This is a genomic window from Rhodococcus sp. PSi06, from assembly GCF_054960675.1.
In genome coordinates this window covers 100,046-119,056 of record NZ_JBHNYO010000009.1, presented here as the reverse complement: position 1 = coordinate 119,056, position 19,011 = coordinate 100,046, and the positions used below count along the sequence as shown (strand labels likewise).

Below are 19,011 nucleotides of genomic sequence, written 5' to 3'. Positions count from 1 at the left end.
AACTGCGTAGAGCCTAGCAACGCTCTGCGAACCGTATCCACCAGGTTCGCAGAGCGCTAGGTCACAGGACCGTCGAGCGTTCGATCAGTGCTCGGTGTCGACCGGCGCGTCGACGGCCGATTCGCCCTGGGGACGACTCGACACCGCTGCGGCTGCCGCGCGAACCTGCGGTGCCACGAGGACGATCTGGCCGAGTACTCCGTTGACGAAACCGGGCGAATCGTCGGTGGACAGCTGTTTGGCCAGCTCGACGGCTTCGTCGACGGCCACGACCGGAGGCACGTCGGTAGCGTGGAACAGCTCCCAGACGGCAACACGAAGAATGGCTCGGTCGACCGCAGGTAGACGCGTGAGCGTCCAGTCCTTGAGGTGATCGGCAATCACTCCGTCGAGGCGATCCAGGTTCTCCGCCACTCCCTCGACCAACGTCGAGGTGTAGTCGCTGACCGGCGCAATCGTGTCGTCACCGCGCGCGAGTTCGATGCGCTCGGTAGTCAGGTTCACGGGGTCGACATTGCGCGCCTCCGCCTCGAACAGGAAGTCCACGGCTCGCTTGCGAGCCTTGTGGCGTGCACCCAACTTCTTCGCGCCGGGAGTACCGGTCTGCGAACCGGAGGATGTCGACTTCTTCGATGACACGTTAGGAGTTCACACGCCCGAGGTAGTTGCCGTCACGGGAGTCGACCTTGAGCTTGTCGCCGGTGTTGATGAACAGCGGCACCGAGATCTCGGCTCCGGTCTCGAGGGTCGCGGGCTTGGTGCCGCCGGTGGACCGATCGCCCTGCAGGCCGGGATCGGTGTGCTTGACCTCGAGCTCGACGGTGACGGGAAGCTCGACGTACAGCGGGACGCCCTCGTGCATGGCGACCTGCACGCGCAGGTTCTCGAGCAGGAATCGCGCGCCGTCACCGACGGTGGCCTCACCGATCGAGAGCTGGTCGTAGGTGTCTGCGTCCATGAACACGTAGTCGCTACCGTCGTGGTAGAGGTACGTCATGTCGCGACGGTCGACCGTGGCGGTCTCGACCTTCACACCGGCGTTGAACGTCTTGTCGACGACCTTGCCCGAGAGCACGTTCTTGAGCTTGGTCCGCACGAACGCGGGACCCTTGCCGGGCTTGACGTGCTGAAATTCGATGATCGACCACAGCTGGTTCTCCAGGTTGAGAACCAGTCCGTTCTTGAAATCGCTGGTGGAAGCCACTTGCTTCGCGTCTCCTCAATCGTTTGTGCGCGTGACGCGCCGTCGGTCACGTACTTGGGTTCGCTCCCACCCGCGCGCTAGACGGACGTGAGTTCCTTGCTTGTCAGGGTGAGCAGTTCCGGACCCTCGTCACGAACGACGAGTGTGTCCTCGATCCGAACGCCGCCGCGACCGGAGAAGTAGACACCCGGCTCGACGGTGACCGCTGCACCGCTCAGCAGTGTACCGGTGCTCGTCTTCGCGATTCCCGGCGCTTCGTGGATTTCCAACCCCACACCGTGACCGAGCCCGTGCAGGAAGTACTCGCCGTACCCGGCGTCCTCGATCACCGACCGCGATGCAGCATCGACCGCTGCGGTGTCCACCCCCGGTGCCAGCGCGTGTCGCCCGGCCGTCTGTGAACGCTGGACCAGCTCGTACAGGTCGCGTTGCCACTGCGCCGGACTACCGATCACGAACGTCCGAGTCATGTCGGAGTGGTACCCGGCCACGAGCGCACCGAAGTCCAGCTTCACGAAATCCCCTTCGGCCAACACCGCATCCGTGGGGCGGTGATGAGGAACCGCGGAGTTGACGCCCGCGGCCACGATGGTCTCGAACGAGATCGCATCGGCGCCGTGGTCGAGCATCGCGGATTCTAGTTCGCGGGCCACCTCACGCTCGGTTCTCCCCGCGCGAATGCTGCCTGCGCTCAACAACTGGGCGAGCGCATCATCGGCGGCACGGCAGGCAGCACGGAGCAATCCCACCTCGAATTCGTCTTTGACCATCCGCAACGACTCGACGACACCCGGTGCGCGCACCAACTCGGCGACACCGCCGAGCTCGGTCCAGGCGCGATGGGCGTCGACCGTCACGACGTGACTCTCGAAACCGATCCGGTTGCCGGAGCCCGACCCGCCCGCGCGAAGCAGATGCAATGCCGACGCTCGATCGATCTCGGCCCGTAGATCGGGCACCTGCTCGGCGACCTGAGTGACGTATCTTCCGTCGGTGCAGATCACGGTTCCGTTCTCGCTGTCGACCGCATCCGCCGCGGAGACCAGCAGTGCCGCGTTGGAGCCGGTGAAACCGGTCAGATAACGCACGTTCAGCAGATCGGTGATCAACATGAAGTCGAGTCCGTCGGCGGCCAACAGTTCTCGCAGGGCACCGCGACGGGCACCGAAATCGGCAGGCATGAGAACGACATTACTGCGCGCTCGAACGTGCCTCGGCTCGGACGCGTCGGGCCCGGACTTTGTGGGCCCTGACACACAATGGGCGACGTGCGGATATGCTGTGCCGCATGACTGGGTGGGCAGTGCGTGGCATAGGTATGGGATTGATCAACGCCGTCGTTCGATTGCTGCTGGGGGCGGCAGTATCGACGTGGCCGCTGAGTGGTTCGGCGTTGCGATGGGTGGCGTATGCCCTCGTCGTTCTCGTGATCGTCGTCTGGGCGGGAATCGACGGCGTCCGCGATCGACGCAATCATCCCGACCCCGACGACGGCCAGGACCTCACGATGGTGTGGCTCAAGGCCGCGGTCGTCGCCGGATTACTCGCTGGACTGCTCAGCTGGATCATCGGCTTCTTCGTCGACTTCAGTCTCGGCCAGAACGGCCTGATCTTCGAGCTCACCTCCGGTGCGGCCTTCACCATCCTCACGACCTTCGTCGTCGCCAGCATTGCGGTGTTCGTGGGTCGACTCATCGTCAACCGCGATGCGAAGAAGAAGCTGGCCTCCTCCGACGCCGATCGCGCGCACGACCGTGAGTTGGTCAACGCAGGCACCAAGGAGCGCGCCGAGTCGAGCCGGGGCACTCGATCGAAGCAAGAGTCGTCGCGGTCCGAAACGCCGCGCTCCGAATCGCCGCGGTCCGAGACTCAGTGGGCCTCGGAGCACGACGAAGCCGACACCGAGGTCTTCTCGGCCGTCGACGCCGACGGAAAGCCCCGACTGGACAAGCGCGGCAACCGTCACGGCTCGGCCGACGGTTCCTGACTCCCGACACCGAACACACGGGCGGTGAGTGACGCAGAGTGCGTCGCTCACCGCCCGTCGTCGTTTCGGCCGAAGCCGACCGTCACAGCAGGATGGCCGACCCACCGCTCGACGGGGCCTCGCGGCCGACTGCGGAGAAGGCAGCGACGAGCAACGCCGGATCCGGCCCCTCGAGCCGCCCTGGCTTTGCGAGACCGTCCAGGACGACGAACCGCAGCAGTCCCGCGCGGTTCTTCTTGTCCGTTTGCATCCCCTTGAGCAGGTCCGAGAACGCGTGCTCGTCGTACGTGACCGGCAATCCGACCGATTCGAGAATCGAGCGATGGCGGTCGGCTGTGGCGTCGTCCAGACGACCGGCCAGACGCCCGAGCTCGGCAGCGAACACGAGACCGACGGACACTGCGGCACCGTGGCGCCAGCGGTACTGCTCACGCCGCTCGATGGCGTGCGCAAGCGTGTGACCGTAGTTCAGAATTTCGCGCAAGTTCGACTCGCGCAGATCCGCTGCCACGACCTTCGCCTTGACCTCGACCGATCGCTTGATCAGCTCGGGAAGAACGTCACCGGTCGGATCCAGAGCCGCCGCCGGATCGGCCTCGATGATGTCCAAGATCGTCGGATCGGCGATGAAACCGGTCTTGATGACCTCGGCCAGGCCCGAGACGATCTCGTTCTTGGGCACGGTTTCGAGGGTGGCGAGGTCGATCAGAACGGCAGCCGGTTCGTGGAAGGACCCGACCAGGTTCTTTCCGGCGTCGGTGTTGATGCCGGTCTTGCCGCCGACGGCCGCGTCGACCATGGCGAGCAACGTCGTCGGGACGTGCACGATCCGCACCCCGCGCATCCACGTCGCCGCCACGAATCCGGCCAGGTCGGTTGCAGCTCCGCCGCCGAGGCTGACGATGGCATCGCTTCGGGTGAGACCGATTCGGCCCAATACTTCCCAGCAGAAACCCGCCACGGCGAGGTCCTTACCGTCCTCTGCATCGGGAATCTCGATGCGGTGTGCGTCGATTCCCTTCTCCGCCAGGGCTGCTCGTACGGCCTCGGCCGTCTCGGCAAGCGGTGGCTGATGGAAAATCGCCACCGTGGTGGTTCCGGCGAGCTCGTCGACGAGATCCATCAACAGACCTCGACCGATGATCACCGGATACGGATCGGCGCTCTCGACCTGGACGCGCACTGGCTCTGTCATCGAATCACCTTCATCTACTGGGGGTTTTTCTCGTTCACGTCGCGTGCGGGCACGGGCGCGATCGCAGTCAGCCTCGAGACCAGCTGGCCCACCACGCGGGCGGGGCTGCGACTGTCGGTTCGTACTCGCACCGTGGCCACCGACCGGTAGAGAGGTCGGCGGTGGCGCATCAGTTCCTGATACTTGGCGCGGGGATCGGGGCCGGCAAGGAGCGGCCTGCTCGTATTGGCCCCCGTACGCCGAAGCCCTTCTGCCACACTGATTTCCAGGTAGACCACCCGGTGCTGCGCCAGCAGGGCCCGAGTGGATGCAGACAGCACAGCGCCACCTCCGAGTGAGACGATGCCCTCGTGCGAGGCGAGAGCATCCGCCACTATGCGCTCCTCGATCTGCCGAAAAGTCGGCTCGCCGTCGCGGGAAAAAATGTCGGTGATAGTGCGCCCGGTCTCTCTCTCGATGGCGACGTCGGTATCGAGAAGGTCCAAGTGCAGCGCCTGCGCGAGTCTCCTGCCGATGGTCGACTTACCTGCTCCCGGCGGTCCGACGAGGACCGCGTACGGGCTCATCGTGGGGGTCGGGCGGCGGTGCCCTTCACGTAGTGGTCGACGTTGCTCGTCGTCTCCGCCAGCGAATCCCCACCGAACTTCTCCAGCGCTGCCTGAGCGATCACCAGGGCAACCATGGTCTCGGCCACGACACCGGCGGCCGGAACGGCGCAGACGTCGGAGCGCTGGTGAATGGCCACCGCTTCGTCACCTGTCGTCATGTCCACCGTTGCGAGCGCGCGCGGGACGGTGGAGATCGGCTTCATCGCCGCCCGCACTCGTAGTGCCTCGCCGTTGGTCATCCCGCCCTCGATCCCGCCCGCCCGGTTGGTCGAGCGCAGTACCCCGTCCGGACCCGGCTTGATCTCGTCGTGGGCGACGCTGCCGCGGCGACGCGCAGTCTCGAAACCGTCACCGACCTCGACACCCTTGATGGCCTGAATTCCCATCAGCGCGGCGGCCAGCCTGGCGTCGAGTTTGCGTTCGCCCGAGACGAACGAGCCGAGGCCGACAGGGAGTCCGTGCACGACGACCTCGACGATGCCGCCGAGCGTGTCGCCGTCCTTCTTCGCTGCTTCGATCTCGGCGATCATCGACTCTTCGGCGGCCTTGTCGAAGGCGCGGACCGGGGAAGCGTCGATCGCGTCGAGGTCGGTGCCTGCAGGCGGTGGACCGACGTAGGGATCGGATGCTCCGATCGAGATCACATGGGAGACGACGTCGACACCGAATGCCTGCTTCAGGAAGAGCCGCGCGACCGTTCCGATGGCGACCCGGGCCGCGGTTTCGCGCGCGCTGGCCCGTTCGAGAACCGGGCGCGCATCGTCGAAGCCGTATTTCAGCATCCCGGAGAAGTCTGCGTGTCCTGGGCGCGGGCGCGTCAGCGGCGAGTTGCGCGCCAGATCGGCCAGCACGGTCTCGTCGACTGGATCGGCGGACATCACCTGTTCCCACTTGGGCCATTCGGTGTTTCCGACCTCGATTGCGACCGGCCCGCCCATGGTGCGGCCGTGCCGCACCCCGCCGGTGAGCGTGACTTTGTCCGCCTCGAACTTCATTCGGGCCCCGCGACCGTAACCGAGGCGACGGCGGGCGAGTTGAGAGGCAATATCGTCCGAGGTCACCTCGACTCCCGCGACCATTCCTTCGAGAATGGCGACGAGAGCAGGTCCGTGGGATTCTCCGGCAGTTATCCAGCGCAGCACCCGGTCATCTTTTCACGCCGCAGCGCCCGCAACTGCCAGCAGGGTGGCCACACACATGGACGGCCCGTGCGCGATCCGCGCTCGCCGGTGTCCGAGGACCATCACAACCGATCCCACCACGGCCGTCGCCAGTGGTGCCGCGAGCGCCGCGACCACCCAGCCCTCCGCACCACCGAGAGATGCGACCGAACCCACCGACCAGGCCAGCTTCACGTCCCCGGCACCGAATGCCGACGGCTCGAGCAGGTGCACGAGAAGGTAGATCGCGAACAGTACGACTCCCCCGAGCAGCGCTTGCGCCGAATCGGTGAGGACGAGCGCCGCCGTCACCGCGATTGCGCCCGGAACCGTCAATCCGTTCGGTAGCCGGCGACACCGCAGGTCGACGGCGCTCAGTGCCACGAACCACCAGGTGAGTAGGCATATCGGCACCACGTTCGTGGACCCGCCGAACCGCCACCAGACCCAGCCGGTGGCAACCCCGGACAACAGAGGAAGGTATCGAGGCTCCCATCGCACCAGGCCGGAGCGCATCACGACCCCGACAACACCGCCGACCAAAGACGCCGCACACAGACCGAACATGGCCCGAAGCGTCGCATCTCGTCAGTGGCCGACTACGACGAAATCCCTGGCCGAACATCGGCCTGTGGACAACTCGTGGCCTGTGGACAACTCGAGTCCCAGTGAACAGCTCGGGGCCTGGGACAACTCGGGGCCCGGGACAACTCGGAGCCCGGGCAAACCGAGCAGCGCTCACTCGGTAGTGGTCAACGCGGCGCGCATGACGCCCCGCGGTGCCGGCCGGCCGGTGAATTGTTCGACCTGCCCGAACGCCTGCTCGAGCAGCATCGCCAAGCCACCGACGACGGTTCCCCCCGCCACCTCGACCGCAGCTGCGAGCGGGGTCGGCCAGGGATCGTAGATCGCGTCGAGTACCACCGGTGCATGGGCGAGATCCGTTGCGATTGCCGCGGCTCCCGCCGCGGGAACGGTACTGACCAGGACAGCGGACGCGCCCGCGATATCGGCGAGCCGAGGGTCGGTCATGTGCACGAACTCCGCCTGCAGACCGGCGGCCGCGGCGCAATCGAGAGTGTCGGACGCCCGATCGGCAGAGCGCGCAACGACGGTGACGGCGGCAGCACCGAGACCGGACAGTGCAACGATCGCCGGTCGCGCCGTTCCCCCAGCTCCGACCACGGTGACTGCGCGGCCGGTCAGGTCGAGCACCCCGGCCCCACGCAGGGCACCGATGATCCCGTCGACGTCGGTGCAGTCGGCACGCCAGCCCGACGCCGTGCGCACCAAGGTGTTCGCCGAGCCGGCCAGCACTGCCCGCTCGGTGCGCTCGGTCGCGTAGTTCAGAGCAGCGACCTTGCCCGGCATCGTGACCGAGACGCCGACCCATTCGGGCCCGAAGCCGTCGAGCATGCCCGGTAGCTGTTCCCCGGTGCACTCGATTCGGTCGTAGGTCCAGTCGTCGAGGCCGAGAGCGCGGTACGCGGCGCGGTGCAGAAGCGGCGACTTCGAGTGTGCGACGGGGCTTCCGAGTACTGCGGCTCGCACCTCAGCGACCGCTGTCGAGGAAGCCCGGCTCGACCTTCCCGATGTTCGCGAGGTGCTCCTCGTAGCTGCGAGTGAACAGCGTCTCACCAGCAGCGTTGATGGTCACGAAGTACAACCAGTCGCCCTCGGCGGGTGCCTCGACTGCTTGCACCGCACCGATGCTCGGCGAGGAGATCGGGGTGGCCGGCAAACCTTCGCTGGCATAGGTGTTCCACGGGGTCACCCGCGCCCGGTCGGCGTCGGTGGTGGCCACCTCGGTCGTGTCGAGCGAGTAGTTGACCGTCGAGTCGAACTCGAGTTTCTGCGGCACGGCGAGCCGGTTGAGAATCACCCGGGCCACCTTGCTGAAATCCTGCGGCAGGGACTCCCTCTCGACGAGAGATGCAGCCACCAGAGTGTCGTACGGAGTGAGTCCGGAGTTGGTGCCCGCGGTGAGAATCCCGGTGTCCTCGTATCCGGCGGCACTCTCGGAGACCAGCTGCTTCAGGATGTCGGCGGGTGCGGCACTGGGGTCGAAATCCCAGGTCCCCGCGGCGATCAGGCCCTCGAGCTGACGATCGCGATCCGGCACTCCCTCGACCCGATCGGTGGCCCACTCGGGAACACCCAGCGCCGCCGGATCATCCACCGCTCCCGCTGCGTTGAGGTCGTCGTAGCTCACGCACACGGGCGTTCCGCTACCCGTTCTGTCCACGCAGCTCGCTTCGGAGATCAGGGTGTAGATGCCCTTCTTGACGGCACCGGTGTTGACGTCGCGTGCGTCGTGCAGCTGACGTCCCTCCGAGATGACCATGTTCCCCACCCGGGAGGCAGGATCGACCAGTTCACTCACTGCGCGCTGGGCAGGCACGTTACTGGTGAGGAGATAGAAGCCCGGCTGGACCGAGGTGATGGCGTTGTTCGCGATCGCAGCTTCCAGGAACGCTCCCGAGCTGGCGACGACACCTTTCTCCTCCGCTTCGGTACCGATCTGTTGGGCGGTGTCGTTGGGATGCACCTGAATCACCACGCCGTCACCCGCCGAGCCGGCCGCGAAGTCTGCGTTCGGGGTGGTGCGATTGCTGAACTTGTTCACTGCGAAATACCCTCCACCCGCCACTGCGACGATCAGCAGCAACCCGAGCACCGACGCCACGATCCGACCACGACGCTTGCGTGTGGACGCGGCACGGTCCTTGCGGCTCGCCGAGCGGCTACGGCCGACCCGGTGTGGTTCCGCCTCGACGTCGGAATCGGAGCGCGCCGGGCGATCGCGTTCCCGATCTACCCCCGAAGCAGGTGTGGGATGCGGTTCGTGCCGTCGCGGCGGGCGCGGACGGCCCTGCATACGCCGATCGAACTCGCTGCCCTCGTCCACGCGATACCCGATCGGATCGGTGTGCGCCTCATCGGAGCGCGCGTGTCGCCGATCCCGATCGAAGGACCCATGGTTGTTCACTCGTCGACCTCCGTCGATCCTGAATTCGTCCCTGCGTCGTTCGAGACCGTGCCATCGGAGACTCCACGATCGGCAGCACTGCGATCGGCCACAGCACGGCGCTCGTCCAGCCACCCCTGCAATATCGCCACCGCCGCCGCCTGATCGATCACCGAACGTTGGTTCTTGGCCCGCACCCCGCTGTCCCGTAGTGCACGCGACGCACTCACGGTAGTCAGTCGCTCGTCCGCCATTCGAATCGGCACGTCGCCCAGCCGTCTGTGCAGGGAACGACCGAACCTCTCCGCCGCGTCGACTGCACTTCCGCGTTCGCCGCGCAACGTCCGCGGCAGTCCGATGACGACCTCGACGGCCTCGTACTCGGCGACGATGTCCGCCACTCGGGCGACGTCCGGTGCGTCGGGACCTTTGACCTTGGACCGCGCCACCGTTTCGACAGGTGTCGCAAGAACACCGTCGGGATCGGACGACGCGATGCCGATACGGACGCTGCCGACATCGATGCCGATGCGGCGGCCGCGGCCCGGATCGTCGACGCCGGGTCTGTCGGGGCCTCGCCCCTGATTCGGCACGACGGTCAGTGGGTGGTGAGTTCGGTCAAGCGCGCCCGGGCGGAGTCGATCCCCGAGGCGATTCCCGCCACGTCCGAGCCCGAGCCCTGGGCGAGTTCCGGCTTGCCGCCACCTCTGCCGCCGATGCTCGGGCCGAACGACGCCACCAGTTCACCGGCCGCAATGCCGGCTTCCTGTGCGGCCTTGTTCACCGAGACCACGAACGGAACCTTGCCGCCGACCGTGCCGAACAACACGACGACTGCCGGGTCCGTGCCGAGCCGCCCGCGAATGTCGGTGGCCAGTGTGCGCAGATCATTGCCGCCGACACCGTCGGGTGCCTGCGCGACGACTGCTCGAACGTCACCGAATCGTTCGGCCTTGCCGACGTACTCCCCTGCCGAGGCGAGTACAGCCGCGGCCTTCACCGACTCCAGTTCCTTCTCGGCAACGCGAAGACGCTCGACGAGGTTCTCGATGCGCGCCGGAACTTCCTCGGACGGGACCTTCAACGACGACGCGACGCCGGCCAGCAGTGCGCGTTCCTTGGCCAGGTAGCGGTAGGAGTCGAGGCCGACGAAGGCCTCGACGCGGCGCACTCCCGAACCGACGGACGATTCGCCGAGGATGGTGACCGGGCCGATCTGCGACGAGTGTTCCACGTGTGTACCGCCGCACAGCTCCATGGAGAACGGCCCACCGATCTCGACCACCCGTACTTCGTCACCGTAGTTCTCGCCGAACAGCGCCATCGCGCCCATCTTCTTGGCGCTGTCGAGATCGGTCACCATGGTGTTCACCGCGAAGTCCGAGCCGACCGCGTCGTTGGCGACGTTCTCGATATCGTCGCGCTGCGCGTCCGACAGTGCGCCCTGCCACGAGAAGTCGAACCGCAGGTACCCGGGCTTGTTCAACGACCCCGCCTGAGTTGCGTTGGGCCCGAGTACCTGTCGCAGTGCCGCGTGCACCATGTGGGTGCCCGAGTGCCCCTGGGTTGCACCCTTGCGCCATGCGTGATCCACGTCGACGTGGACGGTGTCGCCCTCGGTGATCTGGCCGGTGTCGACCACCGATTTGTGAGTCCACACCTTCTTGGCGATCTTCTGCACGTCGTTGACCTTGACCTCGAGGCCAGGAGCGGTGATGGTGCCGATGTCCGCGATCTGTCCACCGGATTCCGCGTAGAGCGGGCTGCGGTCGAGAATGATCTCGACACTCTCACCGGCGACCGCCGTCGGAACGCGAACACCGTTCGAGATCAGAGCCAAAACCGTTGCCTCGGAACCGAGTTCGTCGAACCCGGTGAACTCGGTGGGCGAACTGTCGACGAAATCTCGGTACACCGTGAGGTCGGCGTGTGCATGCTTACGAGCGCGGGCGTCGTCCTTGGCTCGGTTACGCTGCTCGGCCATCAACGACCGGAAGCCGTCCTCGTCGACCGACAGCCCTGCCTCGGCGGCCATTTCGAGTGTCAGGTCTATCGGAAAGCCGTAGGTATCGTGCAGCGCGAACGCTTCGGCACCGCCGATCTTCTTCGCGCCCGACGCCTTGACGGCTTCCGCCGCGCCCTCGAACAGCCGCGAACCGGAGGTGAGGGTCTTGAGAAACGCCGTCTCCTCCCCCACTGCGACGGTCAGGATGCGGTCGAAATCGGTGACCAGGTTGGGGTACGACTCCGCCATCGTGTCGCGAACGACGGTGACGAACTGCGCCATCGTCTCGTCGGGTGCTCCGAGGAGTCGGGCGGACCGGACGATGCGGCGCAGCAGACGCCGCAGCACGTAGCCGCGGCCGTCGTTCCCTGGATTGACTCCATCGGAGATCAGCAGCGCGGCGGTGCGTGCGTGGTCGGCAATGACACGGAACCGGACGTCGTCGTCGTGGTTGCTGCCGTACCTGCGTCCCGAGAGCTCTTCGGCCTTGGCGATCACCGGACGAACGAGGTCGGTCTCGTAGACGTTGTCGACGCCCTGCAGCAGAAACGCGACGCGTTCGACGCCCATGCCGGTGTCGATGTTCTGCTTCGGCAGCGGGCCGAGAATCTCGAAGTCGTCCTTGCTGATTCCCTGGCCGCGTTCGTTCTGCATGAACACGAGATTCCAGATCTCGATGTAGCGGTCCTCGTCGGCTTCGGGACCACCCTCGACACCGAACTCGGGGCCACGGTCGTAGTAGATCTCCGAGCACGGGCCACAGGGTCCCGGAATGCCCATGGACCAGTAGTTGTCGGCCATTCCGCGACGCTGAATCCGCTCGTCGGGCAGGCCGGCGATCTCCTTCCAGAGCTCGATCGCCTCGTCGTCGTCCAGATATGCAGTGGCCCAGATGCGTTCGGGATCGAAGCCGTAACCGCCGTCCTCGACACTGTCGGTCAACAGAGACCAGGCATGCTTGATCGCGTCGCGCTTGAAGTAGTCGCCGAACGAGAAGTTGCCGGCCATCTGAAAGAACGTGTTGTGACGGGTGGTGATGCCCACGTTCTCGATGTCGAGTGTGCGGACGCATTTCTGGACACTCGTGGCAGTTTTGTACGGCGGTGTCTGCTGGCCGAGGAAGAACGGCACGAACGGAACCATGCCCGCGTTGACGAACAGCAGGTTGGGATCGTCGAGAATCAACGACGCACTGGGTACTTCGGTGTGTCCCGCCTTCACGAAATGGTCGAGGAAACGCCTGCGGATCTCATGGGTCTGCACTGATACAGGTTAGCGTCCGAGCCCCTGTGCCGACTCGAGGGCCTATCGGCCTCGGACTATCCGCCGTAGTTTGCCCACCCTGGTCGCAATTTCGCGCTCGGCACCGTGCTCGGTGGGCTCGTAGTAGTTCACCCCCACCAGTTCGTCCGGTGGATACTGCTGACCGAGCACACCGCCGGAACTGCTGTGCGGGTACTTGTATCCGACGGCATTGCCCAAGCCCTGGGCTCCCTTGTAGTGACCGTCACGCAGATGCGGCGGTACCGACCCGGACTTACCGGCCGCGACGTCGGCCATGGCCGCACCGAGTGCCGCGATCACCGCACCCGACTTCGGCGCGGTGGCCAGGTGGATGGTGGCCTGGGCCAGCGCCAGCCGCGCCTCGGGCATGCCGATCATCTGCACGGCGCTCGCCGCCGCGGTGGCCGTCTGCAGTGCCGTCGGGTCGGCCATCCCGATGTCCTCGCTGGCATGCACCACCAGCCGTCGGGCGATGAACCGCGCGTCCTCACCCGCAGTGATCATCCGCGCCAGATAATGCAGTGCAGCATCGACGTCCGATCCTCTGATGGACTTGATGAACGCACTGATGACGTCGTAGTGCTGGTCACCGTCACGGTCGTACCGCACCGCAGCCTTGTCCACACTGGCTTCGACGGTAGCCAGGTCCAGCACGCCGTCGGTCGCCGCTCCTGCCGCCGCTTCCAGCGCAGTCAGCGCTCTGCGTGCGTCTCCGGCGGCGAGCCGGACCAGGTGGTCCATCGCGTCCTCGGCAATGGTCACCGCCCCGTCCAGACCGCGAGGGTCGTTCGCGGCGCGGGTCAACAGCAACTCGATGTCCTCGGTCCCCAACGGCTGCAACTGCAGCACCAGCGAACGCGACAACAGGGGCGACACCACCGAGAACGACGGGTTTTCGGTGGTGGCCGCCACCAGCAACACGATTCGATTCTCGACGGCGGCGAGCAACGCGTCCTGCTGCGTCTTGGAGAACCGGTGCACCTCGTCGATGAACAGCACGGTCTGTTCGCCCGACAGCAATCGGCGTCGTGCGAGCTCGATGACGCTCCGCACTTCCTTCACGCCTGCCGACAGGGCAGACAGAGCCTCGAACTTGCGTCCGGTGGCTCCGGAGATCAGCGACGCGAGTGTCGTTTTGCCGGTACCCGGCGGGCCGTAGAGCATGACCGACGAGGCACCGGACCCCTCGACGAGCCGCCGCAACGGTGCACCGGGAGCCAGTAGATGGGACTGTCCGACCACCTCGTCGAGACTCGTCGGACGCATCCTCACCGCCAGCGGTGCATCGGGCCTGACGTACGTCGAGGTCGGACGCGACTGGGCACTCGTCGTCTCGGCGATGTCCGTGTCCGGGTGTTCCGGGGCGTCGAAGAGACCGTCACCGGAGTCATCGCTGGTCGAGCCACCGCCGCCCGAGAAATCGCTGCCCGACAGGTCACTTCCGAAGCCGCCACTCACCGGTCGAACGCTACCGACCGCGCAGCGGAGAACGCGAACGACCGTCCGGCTATCGCTCCCACTTGGCCCGCAGTGCGGCCACGACCGACGCCGCGTACTCGGCGATTCCGGTCTCACCGGCCCTGTCCGCGCTGTCGGTCAGCGCCGCCCACCTGGAAACGAGTGCCTGCGACCTCGGAACCGAAAGATGGTGGGCCCTCGCCGCGGCGATTCGCGTGTGGTCGTCGGGCAGGAACCAGTACGTCGTCAGCCAGACCCAGATCAGCCGTGCATCGAGAATTTTGCTCGCCAAGGCGGTGTCGTCGGCCAGCGCCGGCCAAATTCCGACTACCTCCGCACGCCATGCGTCGATCATCGCCTGCTCACGGTCGTGTGAGAGGTCGAAGCTGCACAGGCACCCCGGAAACGAGGCCAACGCGTAGGTGATGTCGAGGGTGGCGTCGCGAAATCCGCCCCACTCGTAGTCGAGAAAACGGACACCCTCGTCGTTGACGATGATGTTGTCGGGACACAGATCGGACGGGCTGAAGGCGCGGAAGGCCCCGTGTGCGAAGAGTCGTCCACTGCGCGACACACGATCGAGGAGGGCATCGGGGGTTCGCCCGACCCCCGCCAAGCCGGCCAACAGTTCGGGAACCTCGGCAAGCGCATCGGGAATCTGCGCAGAGATTCCGTCCGTGGTGTCCGGTTGCCCGACGCGACGCAGAAGCGCTGCGAAATCGTCCTCGCGGCCGACGGTGGCGGCATGCATTCGACCGAGCGCCTGTGCCATCGCCATCAGCGAATTGGTCACTGCCGACTCGTCCGAGTTCCGCAAAAGGGTCGTGATGGGACTGGCGTCACCGAGGTCGCTCAGTACGAGCAGCCGCGCGTCGAGATCGTAGGCGTGCAGTTCCGGCCCCGGCCTGCTGTCGGTGGCCAGAGCGTTCGCGAACTGGTACGAGGCCGCCTCCCGCAGGAAGGCGCTGGAACCAGCGATGTCGGCCAGTTCGGTGTGCAGCTCCGACTCACCGGTCACGTCGCGCACCTGCTTGAGCACCAGGGTGCGGGGAAGCTGAAAAGGGTTCTCGGAGACCTTGACTCGCAGAACGATCGCTTGACCGCTACCACCGAGATTCACTGGGTCGATCAGCGTCACCGGAGCTCCGGTGCGCTTGGCCAGGAGGCGCTGCGCTGCTGCTACAACCTCTGATACTGGGTCTGCAAGTGTTGCGGTCATCGATGTCCAAGCTACCTGTTCGTTGCGATCTTCTGTGCTGTGTCGATGACTACGAATGGGACACGATTGTCCGTTTTGTGGCTTTTCGCACGTCACATCCCCAGATTCGACCAGATGGTCGGTTACCCCCCCGAACCACCGAATTATGCAGGGTCCGCTACAGCGGTGCAACGTCGACCGATACGGCGATCGTGCTTTCCTCCGCCTCGGTGTAGATGACTCCGCGCAGCGGTGGCACATCGGCGTAGTCGCGCCCCCATGCCACCGTCGCGTACCGCTCGTCGACCAGCTGGTCGTTGGTGGGATCGAAGGCGAGCCACCGATCGTTGGGCATCCACACCGCAGCCCACGCGTGGGTCGCATCGACCCCGATCATCCGCTCCTTACCGGGCGGAGGTTCGGTCGCAAGATATCCGGACACGTACCTCGCGGCGAGACCCTGCGACCGCAGGCAGGCAATGGCCAGTCGAGCGAAATCCTGACACACGCCCGAACGCGCAGCGAGCACATCGACCACGGTGGTCGAGACCGTCGTGGAGCCGGACAGATACCGGAAGTCGGTGAAAATGCGATGCGTCAGATCGACGACGACCTCCGCCAGCGGCCGACCGGGCCGGAAGCTGGGCGCGGCATACGCCCGCACCTCCTCGGTGATCTCCGGAACCGGAAGATCGAGAGCGAACTCCACCGCGGACGCCCGGGCCGAATCCACCGACACGGTTCGGTCGAACAGCGCCATCCGCGCGGACTCCCACGGCGCGGTCGCCGGCCACGACGTCGTCTCGTCCACCGGCCGTGGATAGACCTCCACCAGGGAGTCCGCCGTCACCACCAGCTTCTCGTGATCGTGAGTCACGTGAAAGTACACGTCCTCGTTCCCGTAGACGTCGACCCCGAAGGACTGATCGGTCGGCGGCGGTTCCACGGTGACGGACTTCTCCGCACAGTGTTGCCCGTCCATGTCTCGCGGCGCGAGAAAACCGCGACCGTACGACGAGGAGACGCGATCGGAATAGGTATAGGTGGTGATGTGCTTGATTCGGTACCGACGACTCATCACCGCACTCCGTTCGCAGTTCGAATGGTGGAGCTGCCCCACAGCGGCTGCGTACCACCCGGCAGCGACATGTGCGTCGCGAGAACGACTCGGGACAACTCTTCGAGGGAATCGTGAATGCCGTCCACCAACTCGATCAGGTCCACACGGCGACCGTGGGCGTCGACCGACTCCAGATCACCGGGATCCACGCGCCGCAACCGCACCCGCATCTGCTCGACGAGTTGCTCGGGCCGGGACGTACCCGAGGCGTCGGGCAGCGATCCCAGGTCGTCGCGCAGGCGATCGAGCTGATACACCAGCGCGCGAGGATTCCCCTCGTCGAACAGCAGCAACTGCGCCACGGCCGCCGGACGTGCCCGGCCGCTGTTGCGTCGGCGGTAGATCACCGAGGACTCGGCCGCCGACAACACCGAATCGATGACGGCCTGTTCGGTGGACGGGGTGCGGGCATGGCTCAGTGTCGCCGACAGCAGCGCCGTCAGTTGCAGACCACGTTCGATTCGTTTGCCGGCGTCCATCAAGTACCAACCGGCATCTCGAACCATCGACTCCGATGCCAGTCCGGACACCGCGAGCAGACCCCGCAGCACGCTCGACTGCGACGCGGCCAGCTGAGCACCGTTGTTGACCGGGGAGTCCGCCAATTCTTCGAGCGCGGTGTCGATTCGATTGAGCACCGCCCAGGTGTCGTTCGAGAGCTGATCGCGCACCGCGCGCGCCGCCTGCTGCATTCGATCCACCGATTGCGCCAGCGATCCGAGGCGTCCCGCAGAGAGCATCAGTGACCGCATTTCCACGATCGCGTCGGCACGGGTCTTCTCGTCGAGGAAGCCCGGTTCGGTCCGCGAGACCTCGGTGACTGCTTCGAGGAGGATCGGCAGGCTCTCGCTGCCCTCCAACCACGGCATCGAGGAATAGTCCTGATCGCGTTCGCGGGCCGCGATCAGCAAGCGGGTCATGTCCTCGGCACGCTCGGTGTAGCGACCGAACCAGAACAGATCGCCCAACACACGAGGTGAGCTGACCACATCGACGTTGGACGCGGCGTACTGCGGCAGCTCCTCCACCGTCGCGGGCGGCGTGTGCGGCGCAGAATCGGCCGGTGTCACTCGTTCCAGCGACTTGACCCATACATCCTTGGAGGCCACGGTGATGAGCGGTTCGGTGACCGGAGCCGTGATCACCACCTGCCCCAATCCACCACGCATCGGGGTGTACCCGCCGCGCTGCGCGACCGTGAACAGTCTCATGCCCACCTGGGCGGGAGCGACCGCCGACTGCTCCCCCGTTCCCCCGCCCAGCGACGAGCCGACCGGGGCGAGCGAGAACTCCGGCACCTCCTGACCGGTCCACTTCCACGGCTCGGCAACGATCCGATCCCACAGGTCACCGGCCTCGGCATCGGTGAGATCGTGTCCGACCACCGTCCGACGCGACGTGGTGGAGCGCAGAACCAGAGAACGCAAGCGAGTACCCATGTGCGACAGCTGTTTCGGGTCGCCGCCCCAGTAGGTGGTCACAGAATCGAGTAGCAGATCCTGGCCCAGGAGCGCCGTGCTCAATGCGGGCAGCAACGTGACCAGGGCCGGGTTCTCGAGCACCCCGCTGCCGAGAGTGTTGACCACACTGACGGCACCGCGCCGAAGCACCTCGACGAGCCCGACCACACCCAGATGCGAATCCGGGCGCAAGTCCAACGGATCCGCGAACTCGGCGTCGACACGGCGGAGCACCACATCCACCCTGCGGAGCTTGCCCAGCGACCGCATCCACAGACAGCCGTCCCGCACCACCAGATCGGCATTCTCCACCAGCGGGAAGCCGAGAACCGTGGCGAGATAGGCCTGATCGAACGCTGTCTCGGAGTGCGAACCGGGGCTCAACACCACCACCACCGGATCCTCGGCCGACGCGGGCGCAGCATCACGCAACGCCAATCGCATGGCACGAGCAAACGTCGACAACGGCCGGGGATTGCTTTCCTGGAACAGCTCGGGCATCGCCCGCGACATCACCCGTCGATCCGCGAGCGCATACCCCACGCCCGACGGCGCCTGCGTTCGATCGGCCACCACCCGGAACTGGCCGTCGGCTCCCCGAGCTACGTCGGCGGCATGCATGAACAGTTGATGTGGACCCGGAACGGTGATTGCATGCGCCGTCCGCAGATAGCCGGGGTTGCCGAAGATCAGCTCCGGCGGAATCAACCCGCGACGAACGGTCTCCTGGGCACCGTAGATATCGGTGAGGACCGCGTCGAGCAACATCGAGCGCTGAACCAAACCTGCTTCCAAACGGTCCCACTCGTCGGCCGCGACCACCAGCGGAACGCTGTCGAGACCCCACCGAACTGCACTGGGCGCGAACTCCGCGCCGCCGGCCGGAATGGGGTTGTACGTGATGCCGTGGTCGTCGACGAGTCGGCTGACCCGTGATTGCAAGGACTGCATGGCACCCGAGCCTGCCTCGAGCATCCCGTCGATCAACCCTGCCCAGTGCGGCCGCACACCGTCGTCGGAATCGAGCATCTCGTCGAAACGATTCGCCCGTCCCATCACAGCCTCACGCCGACCGCGGTACTCGAGCCACGGCGGCGCGGCTGTATTCCCGACGTCGTCGTTCCGGCCGGCTCCAACCGAACCCGTTTCGTTCCGGCCGGCTCCACCCGCAACAGGTTCGTTCCGGCCGGCTCCACCCGCAACAGGTTCGTTCCGGCCGGCTCCACTCAAGGTCGTATCCACGGGCACCATCGAGCCGTTGTTCCTTCCATCGGTCGAACACACTCCGACGCCGTGCGAGTCGGTTCCCGGGACTCACCCGATGCGCGTCGGACCGGGATCGCTACCGGTCGACTCGTTCTCCT

Annotated in this window: 16 protein-coding genes; 1 reads left to right on the top strand and 15 read right to left on the bottom strand. The window is 65.9% G+C overall.

Going from position 1 to position 19,011, the window contains the following annotated elements:
* Positions 1-84: 84 nt before the first annotated feature.
* From nusB to ACFI9K_RS13570, 3 genes are all read right to left on the bottom strand, one after another.
* On the bottom strand, positions 85-639 hold the full coding sequence (nusB, locus tag ACFI9K_RS13580) for a transcription antitermination factor NusB (protein ID WP_462663970.1): 555 nt from the start codon (positions 637-639) through the stop codon (positions 85-87).
* A 1-nt stretch (position 640) separates the two neighbouring features.
* Positions 641-1,204 (bottom strand): elongation factor P, encoded by a 564-nt coding sequence (efp, locus tag ACFI9K_RS13575; RefSeq protein ID WP_027496978.1) that lies wholly within the window; start codon positions 1,202-1,204, stop codon positions 641-643.
* 77 nt (positions 1,205-1,281) lie between these two features.
* Complete coding sequence (locus tag ACFI9K_RS13570; RefSeq protein ID WP_462663969.1) at positions 1,282-2,385, bottom strand: M24 family metallopeptidase; 1,104 nt, start codon at positions 2,383-2,385, stop codon at positions 1,282-1,284.
* A 107-nt stretch (positions 2,386-2,492) separates the two neighbouring features.
* On the opposite strand from ACFI9K_RS13570, the gene ACFI9K_RS13565 reads away from it, so the two are divergent.
* Positions 2,493-3,191, top strand: a complete 699-nt coding sequence (locus tag ACFI9K_RS13565; RefSeq protein WP_462663968.1) for a B-4DMT family transporter — start codon at positions 2,493-2,495, stop codon at positions 3,189-3,191.
* 82 nt (positions 3,192-3,273) lie between these two features.
* Here the strand turns inward: ACFI9K_RS13565 and aroB are convergent, their stop codons facing one another.
* The 12 genes from aroB to ACFI9K_RS13505 all read right to left on the bottom strand — a co-directional run bounded on the left by aroB (position 3,274) and on the right by ACFI9K_RS13505 (position 18,898).
* On the bottom strand, positions 3,274-4,386 hold the full coding sequence (gene aroB / locus ACFI9K_RS13560; RefSeq protein ID WP_462663967.1) for a 3-dehydroquinate synthase: 1,113 nt from the start codon (positions 4,384-4,386) through the stop codon (positions 3,274-3,276).
* A gap of 14 nt (positions 4,387-4,400) precedes the next feature.
* Positions 4,401-4,952, bottom strand: coding sequence for a shikimate kinase (locus ACFI9K_RS13555; RefSeq protein ID WP_462663966.1), 552 nt, complete (start codon positions 4,950-4,952; stop codon positions 4,401-4,403).
* A complete protein-coding gene (aroC, locus tag ACFI9K_RS13550; RefSeq protein WP_462663965.1) occupies positions 4,949-6,136 on the bottom strand; it encodes a chorismate synthase in 1,188 nt (395 codons plus the stop codon). Before aroC ends, ACFI9K_RS13555 begins: the two co-directional genes overlap by 4 nt.
* 12 nt (positions 6,137-6,148) lie before the next feature.
* On the bottom strand, positions 6,149-6,721 hold the full coding sequence (locus ACFI9K_RS13545; RefSeq protein WP_462663964.1) for a prepilin peptidase: 573 nt from the start codon (positions 6,719-6,721) through the stop codon (positions 6,149-6,151).
* A gap of 171 nt (positions 6,722-6,892) precedes the next feature.
* Positions 6,893-7,705, bottom strand: a complete 813-nt coding sequence (locus tag ACFI9K_RS13540) for a shikimate dehydrogenase (protein ID WP_462663963.1) — start codon at positions 7,703-7,705, stop codon at positions 6,893-6,895.
* A gap of 1 nt (position 7,706) precedes the next feature.
* Positions 7,707-9,143: an endolytic transglycosylase MltG gene (locus ACFI9K_RS13535; RefSeq protein WP_462663962.1), complete on the bottom strand. Its 1,437-nt coding sequence runs from the start codon at positions 9,141-9,143 to the stop codon at positions 7,707-7,709.
* Positions 9,140-9,715 carry a Holliday junction resolvase RuvX gene (gene ruvX, locus ACFI9K_RS13530; RefSeq protein WP_462663961.1) on the bottom strand — a complete coding sequence of 192 codons (576 nt, stop codon included), beginning with the start codon at positions 9,713-9,715 and terminating at the stop codon, positions 9,140-9,142. Before ruvX ends, ACFI9K_RS13535 begins: the two co-directional genes overlap by 4 nt.
* Positions 9,716-9,720: 5 nt before the next feature.
* Positions 9,721-12,390 (bottom strand): alanine--tRNA ligase, encoded by a 2,670-nt coding sequence (alaS, locus tag ACFI9K_RS13525; protein ID WP_462663960.1) that lies wholly within the window; start codon positions 12,388-12,390, stop codon positions 9,721-9,723.
* A 42-nt stretch (positions 12,391-12,432) separates the two neighbouring features.
* On the bottom strand, positions 12,433-13,845 hold the full coding sequence (locus ACFI9K_RS13520) for a replication-associated recombination protein A (RefSeq protein WP_462664069.1): 1,413 nt from the start codon (positions 13,843-13,845) through the stop codon (positions 12,433-12,435).
* A 73-nt stretch (positions 13,846-13,918) separates the two neighbouring features.
* Entirely contained in the window at positions 13,919-15,088 is a 1,170-nt protein-coding gene (locus tag ACFI9K_RS13515; protein ID WP_462663959.1) for a kinase, read from the bottom strand.
* Between the two features lie 157 nt (positions 15,089-15,245).
* Positions 15,246-16,145 (bottom strand): transglutaminase family protein, encoded by a 900-nt coding sequence (locus ACFI9K_RS13510; protein ID WP_462663958.1) that lies wholly within the window; start codon positions 16,143-16,145, stop codon positions 15,246-15,248.
* A complete protein-coding gene (locus tag ACFI9K_RS13505) occupies positions 16,145-18,898 on the bottom strand; it encodes a circularly permuted type 2 ATP-grasp protein (RefSeq protein WP_462663957.1) in 2,754 nt (917 codons plus the stop codon). Before ACFI9K_RS13505 ends, ACFI9K_RS13510 begins: the two co-directional genes overlap by 1 nt.
* Between the last annotated feature and the right edge of the window lie 113 nt (positions 18,899-19,011).

What these genes read in the sequence shown, in the direction of transcription:
- ACFI9K_RS13505 (WP_462663957.1), bottom strand. Translation starts at nt 18,898, where the DNA reads ATGGTGCCCGTGGATACGACCTTGAGTGGAGCCGGCCGGAACGAACCT.
- aroB (WP_462663967.1), bottom strand. Translation starts at nt 4,386, where the DNA reads ATGACAGAGCCAGTGCGCGTCCAGGTCGAGAGCGCCGATCCGTATCCG.
- ACFI9K_RS13555 (WP_462663966.1), bottom strand. Translation starts at nt 4,952, where the DNA reads ATGAGCCCGTACGCGGTCCTCGTCGGACCGCCGGGAGCAGGTAAGTCG.
- ACFI9K_RS13570 (WP_462663969.1), bottom strand. Translation starts at nt 2,385, where the DNA reads ATGCCTGCCGATTTCGGTGCCCGTCGCGGTGCCCTGCGAGAACTGTTG.
- ACFI9K_RS13565 (WP_462663968.1), top strand. Translation starts at nt 2,493, where the DNA reads ATGACTGGGTGGGCAGTGCGTGGCATAGGTATGGGATTGATCAACGCC.
- ACFI9K_RS13515 (WP_462663959.1), bottom strand. Translation starts at nt 15,088, where the DNA reads ATGACCGCAACACTTGCAGACCCAGTATCAGAGGTTGTAGCAGCAGCG.
- ACFI9K_RS13510 (WP_462663958.1), bottom strand. Translation starts at nt 16,145, where the DNA reads ATGAGTCGTCGGTACCGAATCAAGCACATCACCACCTATACCTATTCC.
- ACFI9K_RS13545 (WP_462663964.1), bottom strand. Translation starts at nt 6,721, where the DNA reads ATGTTCGGTCTGTGTGCGGCGTCTTTGGTCGGCGGTGTTGTCGGGGTC.